Origin of the sequence: Uliginosibacterium sp. sgz301328 (assembly GCF_041807905.1) — a bacterium.
In the GTDB taxonomy this organism is placed as follows: domain Bacteria; phylum Pseudomonadota; class Gammaproteobacteria; order Burkholderiales; family Rhodocyclaceae; genus JBGVSA01.
The window spans coordinates 1-18,946 of sequence record NZ_JBGVSA010000044.1 but is presented as its reverse complement, the minus strand read 5'-3'; the positions used below and the strand labels follow the sequence as shown (position 1 = coordinate 18,946).

Sequence of the window (18,946 nt, the reverse complement as noted above, 5' to 3'; positions counted from 1 at the left end):
GTGTAGGTGTCGCCACCGTTGATCACGAAGCTCGGGTTGGTGATTGTGCCGTCGTTGTTGATGGTCGTGCCGCCACCGATGGCGTCCGCAATGCCCTGCAACTGGCTCACGTTGACCGCGTCCGTGCTGGCCGTGCCGGCTGCCACGTTGATGATCTTCATGCTGGCCGCGTCGATCCCCGCCGTGGTCATGCTCGGGCCACCCGCGATGGTCACACCGTTGGTGTCCATCACCGTGTCGCCCGTGGTCACGCTGGTGAAGGTCGGGCTCTCGGCGATCTGGATCTGCAGCTTGCCGTCGGCATCCACGACCGTGCTGACGTTGGCACCGGAGTACGTCCCCGCCGTCGTCGCCGCGCCTTCGATGCTGAAGGTCTCGCCCAGCTTCTTGTCGACCGAACCGCTGTTGCCTGCGAAGGTGATCGGCGTATCGGTCAGCGTGGCGATGTTCTGTTCCACTGCCCACAGTTGGCTACCGTTGATGGCGTCCTTGCTGGTTTCCGACACGTCACCGGCTGCAACGTTGGTGATCTTGGTCCCGTCGGCGCCACCGGCCAGCGTGATGCTGTCGTAGCTCACCGAACCATCACTGTTGCGGTCGTACTTGACCGCACCCAGGTCGACGCCTTCGATCGCATCCGCCACCGTGTTGTAGGTGTCGCCACCGATGGTGATGAACGGTCCCTTCACTTCGCCCGTGCTGCTGTCGATGTAGGTGTCGCCACCGATGATGTTGGTCACGCCTTGCAACTGGCTCACGTTCACCGCATCCGTACTGGCTGTACCGGCCGCGACGTTGACGATCTTGGTGCTGGCCGCATCGATGCCTGTCGTGGTCATGCTCGGGCCGGCGGCAACGATGACACCGTTGGTGTTCAGCATCGTGTTGCCCGCCGTGACGGAGTCGACCGTGATGTCTTTCTCCAGCGCGACAGTCATTTGCCTAGTCGCGTCGTCGTAGATCACCGTGGTGTTGCTCCCATCACCCTTGAAGGTCAGCACAGCGCCAGCCTTGATGGCGCCGCCGGTCGTACCGTCGGACACCGTCCAGCCGCCCTCCAGCGTGGTCACGCGGCCGTCGATGTTCGTCACCTGGTCGCCCAGGTTGGCGATGTTGGCATTGATCGTCGTGATGCTGCCTTCGACGGTGCTCACGCGACCGTCGATATGGGTGATCGCGTCGGCCACCGTCGTGTAGGTATCGCCATTGATGGTGGCGAACGGGCCCGTCACAGCCCCCGTACTGGCATCGATGAAGGTGTCGCCACCGATGATGTTGACGGTCTGTTGGTTGCTGGCCTTGAGCTGACGAACATTGACCGCATCCGTGTCCTGCGTGCCGCCTGCGACGTTGATGATCTGACGCTCGCCGCCGACTCTGCCGACCGAAACAGCGCCATTGGCCGAACCGACGCCGGTGCCGCTGAATAATTCGTGGGCACCGTTCATGCCTGCGCGATCGGCCAGCGAACTGAATCCAAGCGCGACAGCCTTCTCTGCGGTCGCCGACGCAGCCAGTCCCGCTGCGAGACTGTCGGCACCTGTAGCGCTTGCCATGACACCCAATGCGATAGCGTTCGCTCCCGAGCCCAACGCCATCGTGCCCAACGCGATGGCGCCGTTGGTCGAGGCTTTGGCGTCATTGCCGACGGCCAGCGTGTTGTCATCGAGCGCCTGTGCGTTCCCCCCCAATGCCGTGCTGTACTGGCCAGACGAGGAGGCGCCGGTTCCGATCGCGATGGCATTCACGTTCGTCGCCGAGGCGGAAATCCCCTGAGCGATGGAGCCGCCACCCGATGCAAGGGCAACCGGGCCGACCGCAATGCTGTCCAGACCCGTGGCCGAGGAGTCCGCCCGGACCGAGCTGGCGTGGAAATACTTGCCGCCCGAGGCGACCAGATTATTGAGCGCCGTGTTGGTGGCATACAACTGAGACCCATTGACCGCGTCGGTACTCCCCGCGGCAACCAGGCCGGCCGCCACATTCTGGATTCGGCGCTCCGCACCCGGGCTGCCGATACTGACGACGCCCACGGGACTGGCGCCGGCGTAGGTGTATGCCGTGCCCTTGATCGTGTCGCCGCCATACGTCGTCGTGCCGGCGGTGGCGCCAGTGGCGGCGGCACTCATGCTGGCGTTGCTGCCCAGGGCAACCGAGTTGCTGATCGTGCTCGAGATGTTGTTGCCGAAAACGAAGACGTCGGTCTGCCCGGCCCCGATCACGTTGTTGTTGCCCACCGAGTAGCTGTCGCTGCCATCGATGACGCTCGGGTCGCCGATCGCGCCCGAGTTGTTGCCGGACACCCTGTTGCCCGTGCCGATGCTGATGGATTGCACGCCGGCTGCCTGCGCGCTCTTGCCAAGGGCTATGGCATACGTACCGGCGGCACTCGCGTCGTTGCCGACGGCGATGGATTCCGTTCCCGTCGCCGTCGTCCCATCGTTGCCGATTGCCATCGACTTGGAGCCGGTCCAGTAGTTGTTGAGCCCCAGTCGGCCGCTATTGACGTAGAGCTCGCCTCCCAGAGTCAGCGAGTCGGTGCCGATCTGGCCGTCGAGTGCGTTCGGTGACTGCGTGGATCCGTAGAACAGAACTCGGTTGGTCTGGTATGCCCTGTCGCTGGCGTCACAGTATTTCAACTGCCCGGAGTAATTGCTCGCGTTGACGCCATACCATTGGTTGCCGGAACCGCCTCCGGACCCACTGCTGGCGTCCGAAGCGACGATGCACCCGGCAGTCGAGACGTCATTCACATACAGCCCCGAGTAGCCACCGCCAGGTGCCGCGATGGCGTGGGACACGTTGGGCAGCAAGGCGCCCATGAGCGCGGTGGTCGCAGCGACAACGGCCCTTGAGGTGCTCTTGCCACGGGCCCGGCAGATCTCGGGGGCGACCGTCCAGGTCCCCGTCGTGCTATTCCAGATAACGCGATACGACTTGTTCATTCACTCTGCTCCAATATCAAGCGATGGACGCGCTGGTGGCACACGACCGGGGAGACCTGCTCGCCACCATGCGGAGCGAAGCGCAACCTCGGAGCCGACGCTCGCCACACGAATGTCGCTGTCGGTCTGCGTTTGCCTTTCCGCGCGGATTGACTTGCGGCGGGAGCATCCTCCAGCCGAGAGAGCCGTCCGCTGCAACGGCGCGTCGTATGTGCGCCCTCTTCACGAAGTGCTCCGCCAGACGCGTGGAGACGATTCGTTGAGGACTGCTTACGCGATGGGGAATGTAGAAAAGCCGGAGAGGCGTGGCGATTCAGAACCGTCTCTGAATGCGGCTACACGACTGAAGAATTTTTCAGGAGCGTCCTAGATGTCGGGGAATGTTGAACCAACTGAGGGGTCAAGCCGACGTCACCGATTCGGGGCGCCACACTTACGGATGTTGTGGCGCGCCCGCAGAAGATCGAGACGCGATGGAGATACTGCAGGCAGTGGTGTGGCTCGACCCCGATCGGAACGACGCCATGCCTCCGTCACCGCATGGCAGGCGATCTAGACGAGCCCCGCGTGCCGGGCATACTCGAGCAGTTCCTGATCGCTATGGGCGCCGATCTTCGCCATGGCGCTGCGCTTCTGCGTGCTGATGGTTTTCTTGCTTCGCTGTAGCGAGTCGGCGATCTCGCTCACGGTGCAGCCGCTGACGAAGAGCCGCACGACTTCGGTTTCCCGCAGCGTGAGGCGTTCTGCGCGCAATGGGAGTGCGCCATAGGTGCCGCTGTTGAGAAACGCGGCCATTTCCTTGGTGACATAGCGGCGGCCCGCTGCGATCTCGCGCACCGCAGCGAGGAGGTCGCCGTAGTCCGCGCTTTTGAACACGACGGCATTGGCTCCTCGCTTGAGCGCCAGCCGGAACACCAGCGGGCTGTCGAGCACGGTGAGGATGATGATGCCGATTGCGGGGTACCGCTGCCTCAGCGCGCGAATGAGCGCCTCGCCGTCCTGAACGCCATGCTCGCCGCGCATCTTGTAGTCGGTGATGACCACGTCCGGGTGCAGCCGTGCGACGAGATCCAGCAACTGCGGCCCATTTTCCGCTTCGCCACAGATTTGAAGGCCGTGCTGATTGGCCAGGAGTGTGGCGACTCCAATGCGCACGATCGGATGATCATCGGCAATCACGATTCGCTTCATCTGCATTTTCCCCCGGTAAGAAGCGACTCAACGTACGCCCTCACATGATCGAGCGACCGACGTACGGCAACGACATCGCGCAGGGCGAGCGCCTGCTGCAAGGACTGGCACGCGGTGTCCCCCTCTTCCAGCCCGGCTGCCGCGAATCCGCCCCTCATGCGATGAGCCAGATACGAAAGGCCCGCTTCGTCTTGCCGCGCGAAAGCCTCCAAGAGTTGCGGCAGGTCTTCGGAAAGTGTTTCAGCCAGGCGAGCCCGTCGTGGGTCGGACGAGGACGACGACATGTTCTGCGCAGTCCGAGGAGACGGCTCTCCATGACGCTCGAGACCGCGCGCCGCATGGACCTTGAGCGCATCGTAGAGATGCTGCAGCAGGACAGGTTTGACCAGGTAGCGATCCATTCCGGCGGTCAGCGCGCGCTGTATGGCGTCGGTCATCGCGTCGGAAGACATGCCGATGATGGGCAAGGTATTGCCCGTCGCCCGCACACGATCCGCCAGCGCCATTCCGCTCATGCCGGGAAGACGGGTGTCGGTGAGCAGTATGTCAGGCGAGACGCCGTCGAGTATTGAAAGCGCATCCTCGGCGGTGCTCACCACACTCGCCCGGCACCCAATCGCCTGCAACTGTTCGACGACGAGCGCCTGGCTTACCGGGTGGTCTTCGACGATCAGCACATGCAAGCCGAGCGGCTGGAACTCATGATTGAACGATAGCAATGGTGCGCGTTCGATCGGCCGCTGCAGTGCCGCCCAGACTGCCCCGACAATCGAAGTGTGGCTGCAGGGATCGGCGCCGTACTCGCCACCGGAATCTGCCTGGAGCACAGGCATGCTGTCCAGGCGAACGACTCCGGCATACGCGCAATCCCCACTGTCCGGCACATCGTCGTCACTGATGAGCAGGACCGCATTTGCTGCTGCCATGCCGGATGGCAAGGGGCAGCCTTCCGTCACTGCCATGCCGCCCCGGCTGCGGATGATTTCCGCAAGGTTGTCGCGCACGGGTACGGCAGCGGCGCGCACGACGATGGTGGCCCCGGAGAGCAGGCGAACGGGGGCCTCGATCGTATGCACCGGAAGCTCGACGTCGAAGAAGAAACGGCTTCCCTGGCCGGGCACACTGAGCAGATCGATATCGCCACCCATGAGCCGAGCCAGTCGCATGCTGATCGGCAAGCCAAGACCGGAGCCTGCGAGCCCAAGGTCCCGCGCCCCGTTGTTCAACTGCCGGAACGGCTCGAACAAGCCCGCTTGTTCTTCTTCCGGAATGCCGATGCCCGAATCTGCGACCTGCAGACGCAGGCTCGCCAGTGGAGCGGGATTGTCCTCGTCGGTATCCGGCACGTCGAGTTCCAGCGACACGAGAACGCGGCCAGTGTCGGTGAACTTGATCGCGTTGCCCACGAGGTTGGCGACTATCTGCCGGATACGGACGGAATCCCCGATCAATTGCAGCGCGGGCGCAGGCGTCATGCAACATTGCAGGGCGAGACCCTTCATGTGTGCGAGTGAAGCGTAGCCGGAAACGGTTGTGCCGATGAGCTCGACGGGATCGAAAGCTTGCGCATCGAGTTGCTGCTCGCCGGCCTCGATTCGCGCCAGATCCAGCACGCCGTTGACGACGCCCTGCAATGCGCGTGCCGAGTTCCGTACGGTATTCAGTCGACGCTTGTGGAGCTCGGACAGGCCTTCATGTGCCATCAGCTCCATGGTGCCCAGCAAACCATGCAGCGGCGTCCGGATCTCGTGGCTCATTGTCGACAGAAAAACAGTCTTGGCCCTGTTTGCTGCATCCGCCGCAGCGCGCTCGCGTAGCGCCTCTGCGGCCGCAGCATGCGCCGCGCCTTCGGCGCGTTTTTGTTCGGTAATGTCCGTCAGTGCCCACACCACCATGGGTTCATTGCCACAGCGCATCTCGCGCCCTGCTATCAGCAGATGGAGCGTATGTCCGTCCCGCGACAGGATGCTGCATTCGCGATCGGAGCCGATCCGTTGGCCCCGGACCGCGTCACGGAGGTGTCCGCTTCCGTCTGCAAGCGCACATTGCAATAGGTCGTCCCCCACGAGATTCGTCGCAACGATTTCGTTGTCTGCACGACGCACGACCAGCAGCCCGAACGGCAACGCGGCAAGCGCGCCAGCCGCCAGGGCTGCGCTCTCCCGCAACTGCTGCATCTGCCTTGCCGCCGGCCGAAGCACGTCAGCGGAAAACTGGCGATGACGAATCGAAAGCGCGATCAACGCCAGCAGCGTGATTGAAGCGACCAGGGCCACGCGGGGAATCTCGGGCATGAGCAATTCTCGCCACGGGATACCGAGCGCCATTTGCTGATGCGACTGCGTGCGTTCCGTGAACAGCAAGGCGCCGTGTTCCGCGCAGAGATCTCCGGGCGTTGTGACATGGGGAAAGACCATGACAGCCGTACAGAGACCTCCCTCCGCATCGCCATTCTTTGCGGCTGTGAGCCGTGGATACAGCACGCACAGATGGTCAGTCGGGACGGCGGAGTGTGGCGCCGTAAAGCGCTGCATCGGACGGGGGCCGCTGCGCGCCGCCCAGATGCGTTCCGTGAGCTCGTCGGATGCGGGGACGACGATCGCTGAGTAACGAGAGAGGTCGATTGTGGCGACGGTCGCAACGGCTCGTGGGGCGGGCCATCGAAAACGCTCGAACGGCGAAGCGTTCCAGGCGGCATCGATGGAAGGCACCTTCCACCATGAATCCGCGAGCGCAAGAGGAAGACGTGTCTGGGCGGAAATCGGGTGCGACACCTCGAAGGCGGTACGCCTGTCGTCTTGAAGCGTCGCCTCGAACGGCGGGAGGCGATCGAAGACCCAAGGCGTCTTCAAGGCCTGGCGCTCGGCCAACGAATAGAACACGCACATCAAGTAACTCAGGAACACTGCCGCAACGCTGCCCATGGACAGCAGCGTATGCCGCTGCAACTGGGCGGGAGCGTCCGCCACACCATCCGAAGGCGTGTTGGCGGAAAAATCCACGTCGGGCATATCGGCTCCGTCACCTGACTTTGTGTCCAGAACGCGCGCGGCGTTCACGCCGCCGGGGCGACACTTGGATCGCGCGCTTGCGCTGGGATTTGTGGTGCGGCATTCGTTTCCGTGCTTGCACAGCCAACCCGCGACACAGGGAAACAGTGGACTAGATAATTCCTGCGGCATGCAGCGAATTGTCCCGATTTTCGAAGAAGAGGTTTTGGTGAACCCGTCGGCGTTTCGATGGCGAACATGCTGTATGTGGCAACGTATATTCCTACATCGCCAAGCACGTCTAAAGCGGATCGAAATGCGAATTTTCCTACGACGTTCTTGCGTCTCTTGCGCAGCGGATCCCAATAATTCCGAATCGTCCTAGACATTCGAGCGTGGGCACACCGCAGACTGCTCATGACTTCGTTATGTCAGTCAGCCGGGATACCAGCCATGCACGATTTTTTCGCTCGTCACTTCGGGCACGATGTAGTCATATCGTCGAAAGACTCATGGGCGAGGACGCACCGCACGTTCTCGCTGGTCGTGATCGATCCGCATCCGACGGTTCTGCTCGGCATAAGAGTGCTGACGCAGACCAACAAGGATCTCGATCTGGTGGGCGTGGCCACGACGGCGGCCCAGGGGCTCGAAGTCATCGAGACAACACAGCCCGACCTCGTGCTGACCGAGATGAACCTGCCCGACATGAATTGTGCGGACTTGATAAGCCAGATCGGCGCGCTCTCCAAACCGGCGCACGTGGTGATTTTTTCGGAGAACTCCGCCAGGACCAGCGTCCGCGCGCTGGCCGGTACCGGCGCGCGGGGATATATCGACAAACGCAGCGACGTAAGCGCCGTCGTGCGGGCGCTCGTTCTGGTGGGCAATGGCTTCGTATGTCTGCCCGAAGGAGGAAGCCCCCACGTGAGTTCGCAACGCCTGTCCGCCCGAGAAATGGAAGTGATTCAGATATTGCTGGACGGCTCCAGCAATCGTGAAGCCGCATCGCGCCTGCACATTCACGAGAAGACTGTCAGCCATTACAAGCGCTCGGCGCTGAAGAAGCTCGGCGTCCCGACGCTGGCGATGATCGTAGGGACGGACATGAATCAGTGGTAGTGCAAGGGACGACATCGGCGCCACGCCGACGGGACCCAACCCGGTGCCGAACACAAAAGGCCACCGTCACACGTTGCGCGCGGACTCCTGCACTGGGGGAACATCGAACGCGCCAGTGTTGTCGTCAGGAGGTGCTGCCATGGCGACCCGCGCGCCGGGCGGTGAATGGGGCGAAGCAACGACCAGACGCGACAGGACGGGTCTGGCTTTTTTCGGGCGCCGCCGCCGACGCCATGCTTTTGTCATTTGCACGTCCGATCGCCTTGAGCGAGCTCGCATGATCGAGCGTTGCGCATGAGCCTCACCCCGCCGGGGGTCGAAGCGGTTGCGTGAAGGCCCGACCCACACGAAGCGGGCGCAATGGCGTACTGTTCGTGACGCACGAATCCATTCCTTCAAATGCACGATGTTTCTGCATGGACATTCCACGAATCTTCAACATCACCGAAAGCGCTCACCGCATCCATAACCCATTCACGCCCGACAAGTTCGCCACTCTCGGCGCAGCGTTGCGCCTGGAACCGGGGACCCGCGTGCTGGACCTCGGCAGCGGTTCAGGCGAGATGCTGTGCACCTGGGCTCGCGATCACGGGATCAGCGGCACAGGTGTCGACATGAGCCAATTGTTCTTCGAGCAGGCGAAGCGTCGCGCCCACGAACTCGGCGTGAGCGATCGAGTCGAGTTCATCCACGGCGACGCCACTGGCTACGTCGCCGAAAAGAAGGTCGACGTGGCGGCCTGCGTCGGCGCCACGTGGATCGGCGGGGGTGTCGCCGGCACCATCGAGCTGCTGGCGAAGAGCCTCGGCGACGGTGGGATCATCCTCATCGGCGAACCATACTGGCGGCAGTTGCCGCCGACCGAGGACGTCGCCAAGGAATGTCTTGCCGGTTCAATCGCCGACTTTCTCGCGCTCCCTGAGCTTCTCGCTTCTTTCGGCACTCTCGGCTACGACGTCGTGGAAATGGTGCTCGCAAATCAGGACGGCTGGGACAAATACGAAGCGGCCAAATGGCTCACCATGCGGCGATGGCTCGACGCAAACCCCGACGACGACCTCGCGCAAGACATCCGCGCGGAACTGGCTTCGGCACCGGTACGCCACGCCACGTACACGCGCGAGTACTTGGGCTGGGGCGTGTTTGCGCTGATGGCGCAGCCAAAGGGTCCGCAGGGCTGAGGCGCCCTCGCCCGCACTCAAGGGGCTCGCCCACGCCATCGCCACCAGTTGCCTCGGCGACAACGCCTATGGCAAGACATGCCCCTGCCTCTGCGCGCAGCGCTGTCGCCGCTCTTGGGCACGTACTTCCCCACGCGAGCGCGATCCGTATCTGCAAGCCGGCCAGTTGCGGCGTGTGCTGCGACCACGCCCTATGCTTTGGCGCCGCCCTGGTCAGCGCCTGATGAGGCGAGACCTATGGCAGCGCGCGTGTCGTGAAAATCGGCTCCGCACCGACCCAACGCACGCGAGCCCGCATGGCGGAGGTGAGTTCGAGGCTGCCGTCGGGCTTGACGCGCAGAACGTGCTCGATGCCCATGCGTCGAGCTTGCGTGGGCCAGTCGTCACCGGAAAGAAAGATCGGCTTGCTCGCCACGTCCGACAACGTGCCGGCGGCTTCGCGAGGGGTTACCAGCACCGTGGCGGCTTGCGAGACTTCGCTCGGCTCTCCTGTACGCGGATCGATGAGATGGCTGTAGCGTCGGCCGTCGACTTCAAAATACCGCTGGTAGTCGCCCGAGGTGCCGATCGCCTCGCCGTCGTAGAGTGAGATCGTCGCCATCGGGCCGGCCTGGCGCGGACTTTGGATGCCCACCTGCCACGCCGTGCCGCCCTTGCTGCCGAGCGCCATGATGTTGCCGCCGATGTTGATCAGCGCATTGTGAATGCCATGCGCACGCAGGATCGTCACGGCGCGATCCAGCGCGTAGCCCTTGGCGAGCCCGCCGAAATCGAATCGCACGTTGCGGTTGCTGCTCGTCGCAACGCCGTCCCGGATGTGCACATCTTCCGCACGGGGTCGTGCGGCCACCAACGCGCGCAAAAGATCGGGCGCGGGAATATGCGGGGAGAACTCGTCGCGCTGAAAGCCCCAGGCCGAAATGATCGCGCCGATGGCGGGATCGAACAGCCCACCGCTGGCCGCCTCGAAGCGCTGTGCGGTGGTGAGCAGATTGGTCATCTCCGATGTGATGGGCGCTGCCTCGCCCTGCGCGATGTGTTCGTTGAGCGCGGTGAGTTCGGAAGGCTGCCAGGCGTGATACGTGCGATGCAGCCGATCGAACTCGCGCAGCACGGCGCTGAGTGCTGCCTGCGCGCGCGCGTCGTCGCTATCCCAGGTCAGGACTTCGACGCGCGTGCCGAAGACGTACGACTCCTGCTGTTCAACGTGCCCCTGGCTGCATGCGGTCAGCACGCTGGCAAGGCACAAACACAACAGGGTCAGAAGACGGCGCATGGGGGCGATGTTAGCGCGGCACGCGCCGCGCGGGCCTATGCATCGGCCGCAGCATCAGGCGCATGGCGCGTATATGTGGTGCGCGTGCACGGCTACCAGGCGAGCCTGATGAGGTGGCTGATGGCTGGCGCACGAGATAGAAGCGGCGCGCCAGCAATGGGAACCCGACATTCGAAATGCGCTCCAGCGCGATGCCTTCGCGAAGGGCCCAGGCCCTTCATATGGGGTAGATCGGGGGCCAGAAACAAAAAACCCGCAAAGCCAATAGCCATGCGGGTTCGATGAGTATTCTGGCGGAGAGGGGGGGATTCGAACCCCCGTCAGGGTATTACCCTGAACACGCTTTCCAGGCGTGCGACTTAAACCACTCATCCACCTCTCCGCGGAAGACGCGGGATTATAGCAGAAACCCTGCGTTCAGCAAGGTCCGCAACAGGGGGCCTACTCTCTGGCAGAGGGTTGGCGGATGGTCGAGACGAAGTGCTGCGAGTGCTCGCCCGGCGCCTGCGTGAGCAGGCTGACGATGATCAGCGCGACGAAGCCTGCCGCAACGCCGAATACGCCGCTCGAAATGGGTTGTACGCCAAACCAGGCCTCGGCCTGGGAGCCGCCGAAGAACGGATGTGTGCGGACGGCGTAATAGAGCGTGATCGACAGGCCGGCCGTCATGCCTGCGATGGCGCCCCATTTGTTGGCGCGTCGCCAGAAGATCCCGCAGACCAGCGCGGGAAAAAAGGCCGAGGATGCCAGCGAGAATGCAAAACCCACGGTGAAGAGAATGCTGTCCGCCCGCTGCGATGCCACCCATGCCGCCACGAGTGCCACGACCATGAGAGTCGCCTTGGATACCACCAACCGACGCGAAGCGGTCGCGTTGGGGTTGATGAGACGGTAGTACACGTCGTGCGATAGCGCGCTGCAGATGGTCAGCAGCAGACCGTCCGCGGTGGATAGCGCCGCGGCAAGGCCGCCGGCCGCGACCAGCGCCGAGACAACGTAGGGCAACCCGGTGATTTCCGGCGTGGCCAGCACGATCACGTCCGGGTTCATCCACAGTTCGCCCAGTTGCAGGATGCCGTCCATGTTGATGTCTTCCACGCGCACCAGCCCTGCCCTGCCCCATGACGCCACCCAGGACGGCAATTGCGAAAGCGATGAGCCAACCAGGTTCTGGTAGACCTCCCACTTGGCAAACACGGCGTACGCGGGCGCGGTGATGTACAGCAGCAGGATGAACAGCAGCGTCCAGAACACCGATTTGCGCGCCGAGCGTGCGCCCAGCGTGGTGTACGACCGCATGAGAATGTGCGGCAGGCTGGCCGTGCCGATCATCAGTACGAACACCAGCGCAACGAAATTGTTGCGCGCATCCTGCGACGATTGGACGGCGTCGCCCGGGAAGGCTTCGGCATGCCGATGCGGTGGAATCGACTGCGCCACGGTTTCGTTGTATTCGCGTTCCCACTGCGCGCGCGCATGGTCGACATCGTCCGGCAGGGCGCGCAGTTGCCGCTGCACCGGCGCGATATCGCGGGCGGGTGCGTCCGATTGCTGAAGCGCGCGAAGCTGCTCCTGCAACTGCGTGCGTTCGCGGGTGAGTGAATCGGGCAGCGTGTTGATGCGTTCGCGGATGGCGGCCGCGCGATCGGCGAGCGCGTTGCGCACCTGCTTTTCGGTTGGATCATTCAGGAGACGATCTTCGACCTTGCCAAGGCGTTCCAGTACCTGCCCGTACATGATCTGCGGAACCGGCACGCCGGTGATCTTGTACGACAGCATGACCACCGGCGTGAGGTAGGCGACGACAATGACGATGTACTGAGCCACCTGCGTCCATGTGACCGCACGCATGCCGCCGAGAAATGAACACACCAGCACGCCGGCGAGCCCGACGAACACACCGATCTCGAAATTGATGCCAAAGAAGCGACTGGTGATCAGCCCGACGCCGTAGATCTGCGCCACCACGTAGATGAAGCTCGCCGTGCAGACGGCGCCCACGCCGATCAGACGCGGCAGCACGCCGCCGTAGCGCGCACCGAGAAAGTCCGGAATGGTGAACTGGCCGAACTTGCGCAGGTAGGGCGCCAGCAGCAGCGCCACCAGCACGTAGCCGCCGGTCCAGCCCATGACGAACGCAAGCCCGTCGAAGCCCGTCATGTACAGCACACCCGCGAGTCCGAGGAACGAGGCCGCACTCATCCAGTCGGCGGCCGTGGCCATGCCGTTGAAGATGGCCGGCACGCGTCGCCCGGCGACGTAGTATTCGTCGACGTCGGTGGTACGGCTGATCACGCCGATGATGGCGTAGGTGAGGATCGTCGCCAGTAGAAAGGTGTACCCGATCCAATGCGAAGGCAGTCCGGTCCGCTCGGCGAATGTCATCAGCCCCACGAACAGCGCAAAGCCGATCGTGAAGAGGATGTACAAGCGGGTCAGGCGTCGCGTGAGGGAACTCATGCGGCCAAGCTTGAGGGTGTCATGCCGTAATCATGACCCCGCCGCGCCCAAAGCGAAACAGAGGAAGGGGCATGTGCCGCTTCCTCCGTCATGCCGGCTGCGTGCTCAGGACGCGCCGGCCAATGCTGCCGACATGCAGCAATCACCCGCGCCGCTCAGGCCGTTTGCTTGAGCTGTTCGAGGATGGCCGGGTTCTCCAGCGTCGATACGTCCTGGGTGATCTCTTCGCCCTTGGCCAGCGCGCGGAGCAAGCGCCGCATGATCTTGCCGGAGCGGGTCTTGGGCAGATTGTCGCCAAAGCGGATGTCCTTGGGCTTGGCGATGGGGCCGATTTCCTTGGCGACCCAATCCTGCAGCGCCTTGATGGCCTTGGCGGCTTCCGCGCCCGTGGGGCGAGCCTGCTTCAGCACGACGAAGGCAACGATGGCCTCGCCCGTGAGTTCATCCGGGCGCCCCACCACGGCCGCCTCGGCCACCATCGGGTTAGCGACGAGCGCAGATTCGATTTCCATCGTGCCCATGCGATGGCCGGAGACATTCAGCACGTCGTCGATGCGGCCCATGATGGTGAAGTAACCGGTCTTGGCGTCGCGCACGGCGCCATCACCGGCCAGGTACAGCTTGCCGCCCAGGTCGGCGGGGAAGTAACTCTTGCGGAAACGGTCCGGGTCGCCCCAGATGGTACGGATCATCGATGGCCACGGCTTCTTCACGACCAGGAAGCCGCCCTTGCCCCACTCGACGTCATTGCCGGTCTCATCCACCACCGCGGCCTGGATGCCCGGGAAAGGCAGCGTGCATGAACCTGGCACCAGCGGCGTCACGCCGGGTAGCGGCGTGATCATGTGACCGCCGGTTTCGGTCTGCCAGAAGGTGTCCATGATCGGGCAGCGGCTGCCGCCGACGTTTTCGTAGTACCACATCCACGCTTCGGGATTGATCGGCTCGCCGACCGAGCCGAGCACGCGCAGCGAATCGAGCTTGTAGTTGCGCGGATGCGCGGCCGGAGTGGCTTCCGACGCCTTGATCAACGAACGGATCGCCGTCGGTGCCGTGTAGAAAATATTCACCTTGTGGGTCTGGATCATCTGCCAGAAACGGCCGGCGTCCGGGTAGGTCGGCACGCCTTCAAAGACGATCTGCGTGGCGCCGCAGGCGAGCGGACCATAGGTGATGTAGGTATGGCCGGTCACCCAGCCGATGTCGGCGGTGCACCAGAAGACGTCCTCGGGTTTGACGTCGAAGGTCCATTTGGTGGTCAGAATCGCATGCAGCAGGTATCCGCCGGAGGAATGCTGCACGCCCTTGGGCTTGCCAGTCGAACCCGAGGTATAGAGCAGGAACAGCGGATGTTCGGCACCAACCCATTCGGGTTCGCATTGCGCCGGCTGACCAGCGATGAGTTCGTCCAGCCAAACGTCGCGACCTGCGGCCATGCTGCTGACCTTGCCGGTGCGGCGATAGACGATCACTGAGTGAATCGCCTCGCATCCGCCCATGTCGAGCGCTTCATCCACCACCGACTTGAGGCCCATGCTCTTGCCGCCACGGCATTGCTCGTCGGCAGTGATCACCGCCACGGCGCCAGCATCGACGATGCGCTCCTGCACGCTCTTGGCGGAGAAACCTCCGAACACCACCGAGTGGGTCGCGCCGATGCGTGCGCAGGCCTGCATGGCGGCCACGCCTTCGACCGACATCGGCATGTAGATGATGACGCGGTCGCCCTTCTTGATGCCGCGCGCCTTCAGCCCGTTGGCGATGCGGCACACCAACGCATGCAGTTCGGCGTACGAAGTGCGCGTGACGGTGCCGTCGTCGGCTTCGAAGATGATGGCGGTCTTGCCACCCTGTCCGGCCTCGACGTGGCGATCCAGGCAGTTGTACGACACATTCAGCGTGCCGTCGGCAAACCATTTGTAGAACGGTGCGTTCGACTCATCCAGCGATTGTGTGAAAGGCGTCTTCCACAGCACGTGCTCACGCGCCAGGCGCGCCCAGTAACCGGCGTAGTCCTGATCGGCTTCCTTCACCAGCGCTTCATAGGCAGCCATGCCGCTGATGGCGGCGCGGGCCTGCATTTCGTCGGAGGGATAGAAGACGCGATTCTCCGTAAGAATCGAATCGATGGTCGACATCTCTTGCGGCTCCTCTGGTGGGTGGGCGGAATAAAACGCGGCGCCCTGTTGTTATGTCGTCATTGCCACTGGCGTGGCGCAGACCGTGTTCGTATTAGATGGATTCCACCTTACAGCCTACTTACGCACCGCGCATCAGGATTTCTACGAGTGGGCCGGAGCGAGCGCCAACCTGTTAGGATGCCGGCCAGCGCCCATGTCTATCGTGTCTTCCATGGCATCCAAGCAGGACATCGTTGCGGAAATCCCCCGGCTGCGCCGCTATGCCCGCGCGCTGACCGGCGACCTGGCCCGGGCGGACGACCTGGTGCAGGACACGCTCGAGCGCGCCCTGTCCAAATGGTCACTGTGGCGGCCCGGCAACCTGCGGGCATGGCTGCTGACGATCATGCACAACGTGTTCGTCAATCAGTGGCGCGCCGCCGCCCCGCTCGACTTTCCCGGCGACGATGCGCTGGCCGAATTCGCGACCCGCGGCGACCAGGAAGACACCCTCGCCTTGCGTGACCTCGATCGCGCGCTGCAACGGCTGTCGGACGAACATCGCGAAGTGTTGCTGCTGGTCGGCCTGGAATCCCTCAGCTACGACGAAGTCGCCAAGGTGCTCGGCGTCCCCATCGGTACCGTGATGTCGCGCCTGTTCCGCGCCCGCGAACGCTTGCGCGCGCTGCTCGGCGGCGCCACGCCCAGCCACCTGAAGGTTGTCAAATGAAGCACGAAGACAACGCCCTCTCGAACCGCGAAGAAGCGCTGCTGCGCTATGTCGATGACCGGCTGGATGCCGATGGCCGCGCCACGGTCGAACGCTGGCTGCGCGACAACCCGGATGATCTGCTGCGCGCCCACGACTGGCGCACGCACACCAATGCGCTGCACCATCACTACGGCGTGCTGGAACGCAGCGAAATCCCGACACGCCTGCTGCATCCCATCAACCGCGCGCCGCGCTACGGCATGCGCATTGCAGCAGGCCTGGCCTGTGTGGCGATTGGTGCGGCCGCCGGCTTCTACGCGGCTCGCACCAGCAGCGAAGCCGCCGCGCAGATGGCGAGCCTGCCGCGCGATGCCGCCGTCGCCCACGCCATCTACGTGCCGGAGGTCCGCCACCCCGTCGAAGTCGGTGCCGATCAGGAAGCACACCTCGTGGCGTGGCTTTCCAAACGGCTGGGAGCCAAGGTCAACGCCCCGCAATTGACGCCGCTGGGTTTCAATCTCGTCGGCGGACGTCTGCTGCCCTCCGAAACCGGCCCGGTCGCGCAGTTCATGTACCAGGACGGCCACGGCCAGCGCCTGACGCTGTACGTGCGCACCAACGCGGACGGCGTGAGCGAGACCTCGTTCCGCTTCGTGCAGGAAGGCAAGGTCGGCGTCTTTTACTGGCTCGACGACAAGCTCGGCTATGCGTTGTCGGGCGAGGTCGATCGCAATACCCTGCTCGAAGTGGCGCGGCAGGTGTACCAGCAGCTCAATCCATGACGGATTGCGCAAATGAACGTCACGCATCGGCGGCTGCCTAACAGGACAGCCGCCCAGCCACAACAAGAAGACATCGGTTGATGCGGCGCGGGAGTCGCCCGCAGCAGCCCCAAGGAGAGCCGTCATGTTGATTCGCCGTCCCGCCGACATTGCACCGTCGGAAATCACTTCGCCGGCGCTGTACAAGCGCCGCCGCGACTTTCTGCGCGCCAGCGGCCTGCTTGCCATCGGCGGCGCCGCACTCCTGAGCGAAGACGCGCTGGCCGCGAAACTGGCAGGGGTCGTGCAGGGCGCGCCGGCCTTCCGCGTAAGCGACACGCCGACCAAGTTCAAGGACATCACCACCTACAACAACTACTACGAATTCGGCGTGAACAAGGACGAGCCGGCCGAGAACGCCGGCGCGCTCAAGACGCGCCCATGGACGGTGACCGTTGATGGCATGTGCGCCAAGCCACGCACCTTCGCGATCGAAGACATCCTCAAACTGGCCCCGATCGAAGAGCGCATCTATCGCATGCGCTGCGTCGAGGGCTGGTCGATGGTGATCCCGTGGGACGGTTTTCCCTTGTCGAAACTGCTCGCGCAGGTCGAACCACTGGGCAGCGCCAAGTTCGTGGAATTCACCACCGCGCTGGATCGAAAGGCCATGAACGGCGTGCGCTATGAGATCCTCGACTGGCCGTACCGCGAAGGCTTGCGGCTGGACGAGGCCATGCATCCGCTCACGCTGCTGACGGTAGGCCTCTACGGGCAGGACCTGCTCAACCAGAACGGCGCACCGGTACGCATCGTCGTGCCATGGAAATACGGCTTCAAGAGCGCGAAATCGATCGTGCACATCCGGCTCACCGACACCATGCCGTCGACGGCCTGGAACAAGGCTGCGGCGAACGAATACGGCTTCTATTCCAACGTCAATCCGGATGTCGATCACCCGCGCTGGAGCCAGGCCACCGAGCGGCGCATCGGCGAGTTCGCCAAGCGCAAGACGCTGCTCTTCAACGGCTACGCCGACCAGGTGGGTTCGCTGTACGCCGGCATGGATCTGAAGAAGAACTTCTGACGCCCGCACCCGTCCCGCGCCGCCACGGTGCGGGACCTGCACATCCGCCGAGACTTCTGCAAAGATGGCGGATCGCTTCCGCCGTATGCTCGACGACACAACGCCATGCCGCCGCCCCGCCCGTCCGCCCGCATGCCCTCGCCACGCGCAATCGCCACCATCAAAGTGATGCTGTTCGCGCTGTGCCTCATCCCGCTCGCGCGCCTCGTGTGGGGGGGCTTCAACGACGGGCTCGGCGCCAACCCGATCGAGTTCATCACACACGCAACGGGCGACTGGACGCTACGCTTCCTGCTCATCACGCTTGCCGTCACCCCACTGCGCAAGCTCACCGGATGGCACTGGCTGGTGCGACTGCGACGGATGCTCGGGCTATATGCGTTCTTCTACGGCACGCTGCACTTCATCACGTATTTCTGGCTCGATCAGTTCTTCGACCTGCGCAGCATCGCGCATGACATCGTCAAGCGCCCGTTCATCACGGTAGGGTTCGCCGCATTCGTGCTGATGATTCCGCTGGCGGTCACATCGGCCAACCGCATGGTCAAAGCGCTCGGGGGGCGGCGCTGGCAGCAATTGCATCGCACCATCTATGCCATCGCGATATTCGGCGTGCTGCACTACTGGTGGCTGGTCAAGCGCGACATCCGCGAGCCGCTGATGTATGCGGTGATTTTGGCGGCGTTGTTGGGGATGCGCGTTTGGTGGCGCGAGAAAGAGCGGCGGGCGCAGCTCGATGGGAAGTATGCGGCGCCGAGGTTTACGGCGCGGGTGCGGGCAGATAGAGAGGGGTCGTGAGCCGCGGGCTTGTAGCGCTCTTTCTTGTTTGTCGCTTGGTTGTTCAGGCTTGGTCTCGACTGCCTGATTACGTTGGCCGGGAGTTCGCCCCGGCGGGCGAGTAACTTCTTTGTTATCGACAAAGAAGTCACCAAGAAAGCGACCCCACAGCGTCGTCGGCCTTCGGCCGATACCCTGCGCTGCGCGGTCGAGAAGGCAGTGCGGCGTGCGTCGCTGCGCTCCTCAGACAGTCCTCGCCGACGGCTACGCCGCAACCTTCTCGCCCTGTGCTGCTCGGCGACGCTGAATGGGGTGCCCACACCA

The 18,946-nt window shown here is 63.6% G+C and carries 12 protein-coding genes and 1 tRNA gene; 6 read left to right on the top strand and 7 right to left on the bottom strand.

Annotated features, from left to right (window positions below):
* The 3 genes from ACDA63_RS19385 to ACDA63_RS19375 form a co-directional block, all read right to left on the bottom strand.
* Positions 1-2,945: ESPR-type extended signal peptide-containing protein (locus ACDA63_RS19385; RefSeq protein WP_373664946.1), on the bottom strand; the 2,945-nt coding region annotated here is incomplete at its 3' end.
* A gap of 552 nt (positions 2,946-3,497) precedes the next feature.
* Positions 3,498-4,136, bottom strand: a complete 639-nt coding sequence (locus ACDA63_RS19380) for a response regulator (RefSeq protein WP_373664945.1) — start codon at positions 4,134-4,136, stop codon at positions 3,498-3,500.
* Positions 4,133-7,318: an ATP-binding protein gene (locus ACDA63_RS19375; protein ID WP_373664944.1), complete on the bottom strand. Its 3,186-nt coding sequence runs from the start codon at positions 7,316-7,318 to the stop codon at positions 4,133-4,135. The genes ACDA63_RS19380 and ACDA63_RS19375 overlap by 4 nt, the downstream gene beginning before the upstream one ends.
* A 261-nt stretch (positions 7,319-7,579) precedes the next feature.
* Between ACDA63_RS19375 and ACDA63_RS19370 the strand changes: the two genes are divergently transcribed.
* Both ACDA63_RS19370 and ACDA63_RS19365 read left to right on the top strand, forming a co-directional pair.
* Complete coding sequence (locus ACDA63_RS19370) at positions 7,580-8,248, top strand: response regulator (protein ID WP_373664943.1); 669 nt, start codon at positions 7,580-7,582, stop codon at positions 8,246-8,248.
* Between the two features lie 416 nt (positions 8,249-8,664).
* Positions 8,665-9,429, top strand: coding sequence for a cyclopropane-fatty-acyl-phospholipid synthase family protein (locus ACDA63_RS19365; protein WP_373664942.1), 765 nt, complete (start codon positions 8,665-8,667; stop codon positions 9,427-9,429).
* 235 nt (positions 9,430-9,664) lie between these two features.
* Here ACDA63_RS19365 and ACDA63_RS19360 read toward each other — a convergent pair whose 3' ends face one another.
* From ACDA63_RS19360 to acs, 4 genes are all read right to left on the bottom strand, one after another.
* Positions 9,665-10,705, bottom strand: a complete 1,041-nt coding sequence (locus ACDA63_RS19360) for an FAD:protein FMN transferase (protein WP_373664941.1) — start codon at positions 10,703-10,705, stop codon at positions 9,665-9,667.
* Between the two features lie 291 nt (positions 10,706-10,996).
* A tRNA-Ser gene (locus ACDA63_RS19355) sits at positions 10,997-11,087 on the bottom strand.
* 59 nt (positions 11,088-11,146) lie between these two features.
* A complete protein-coding gene (locus ACDA63_RS19350; protein WP_373664940.1) occupies positions 11,147-13,165 on the bottom strand; it encodes a VC_2705 family sodium/solute symporter in 2,019 nt (672 codons plus the stop codon).
* Positions 13,166-13,320: 155 nt separating this feature from the next.
* A complete protein-coding gene (gene acs / locus ACDA63_RS19345) occupies positions 13,321-15,303 on the bottom strand; it encodes an acetate--CoA ligase (RefSeq protein WP_373664939.1) in 1,983 nt (660 codons plus the stop codon).
* Positions 15,304-15,499: 196 nt separating this feature from the next.
* Here acs and ACDA63_RS19340 point away from each other — a divergent pair, with 196 nt between their 5' ends.
* From ACDA63_RS19340 to ACDA63_RS19325, 4 genes are all read left to right on the top strand, one after another.
* Positions 15,500-16,015, top strand: coding sequence for a sigma-70 family RNA polymerase sigma factor (locus tag ACDA63_RS19340; RefSeq protein ID WP_373664938.1), 516 nt, complete (start codon positions 15,500-15,502; stop codon positions 16,013-16,015).
* Positions 16,012-16,779, top strand: a complete 768-nt coding sequence (locus ACDA63_RS19335; protein ID WP_373664937.1) for an anti-sigma factor — start codon at positions 16,012-16,014, stop codon at positions 16,777-16,779. Before ACDA63_RS19340 ends, ACDA63_RS19335 begins: the two co-directional genes overlap by 4 nt.
* Positions 16,780-16,903: 124 nt before the next feature.
* On the top strand, positions 16,904-17,845 hold the full coding sequence (gene msrP / locus ACDA63_RS19330) for a protein-methionine-sulfoxide reductase catalytic subunit MsrP (RefSeq protein ID WP_373664936.1): 942 nt from the start codon (positions 16,904-16,906) through the stop codon (positions 17,843-17,845).
* Between the two features lie 105 nt (positions 17,846-17,950).
* Positions 17,951-18,643, top strand: a complete 693-nt coding sequence (locus ACDA63_RS19325) for a sulfite oxidase heme-binding subunit YedZ (protein WP_373664935.1) — start codon at positions 17,951-17,953, stop codon at positions 18,641-18,643.
* Positions 18,644-18,946 lie beyond the last annotated feature (303 nt).

Excerpts from the sequence above, each read along its gene's own strand:
- acs (WP_373664939.1), bottom strand. The coding sequence starts at position 15,303 with ATGTCGACCATCGATTCGATTCTTACGGAGAATCGCGTCTTCTATCCC.
- ACDA63_RS19380 (WP_373664945.1), bottom strand. The coding sequence starts at position 4,136 with ATGAAGCGAATCGTGATTGCCGATGATCATCCGATCGTGCGCATTGGA.
- msrP (WP_373664936.1), top strand. The coding sequence starts at position 16,904 with ATGTTGATTCGCCGTCCCGCCGACATTGCACCGTCGGAAATCACTTCG.
- ACDA63_RS19335 (WP_373664937.1), top strand. The coding sequence starts at position 16,012 with ATGAAGCACGAAGACAACGCCCTCTCGAACCGCGAAGAAGCGCTGCTG.
- ACDA63_RS19370 (WP_373664943.1), top strand. The coding sequence starts at position 7,580 with ATGCACGATTTTTTCGCTCGTCACTTCGGGCACGATGTAGTCATATCG.
- ACDA63_RS19325 (WP_373664935.1), top strand. The coding sequence starts at position 17,951 with ATGCCGCCGCCCCGCCCGTCCGCCCGCATGCCCTCGCCACGCGCAATC.
- ACDA63_RS19360 (WP_373664941.1), bottom strand. The coding sequence starts at position 10,705 with ATGCGCCGTCTTCTGACCCTGTTGTGTTTGTGCCTTGCCAGCGTGCTG.
- ACDA63_RS19340 (WP_373664938.1), top strand. The coding sequence starts at position 15,500 with ATGTCTATCGTGTCTTCCATGGCATCCAAGCAGGACATCGTTGCGGAA.
- ACDA63_RS19350 (WP_373664940.1), bottom strand. The coding sequence starts at position 13,165 with ATGAGTTCCCTCACGCGACGCCTGACCCGCTTGTACATCCTCTTCACG.
- ACDA63_RS19375 (WP_373664944.1), bottom strand. The coding sequence starts at position 7,318 with ATGCCGCAGGAATTATCTAGTCCACTGTTTCCCTGTGTCGCGGGTTGG.
- ACDA63_RS19365 (WP_373664942.1), top strand. The coding sequence starts at position 8,665 with ATGGACATTCCACGAATCTTCAACATCACCGAAAGCGCTCACCGCATC.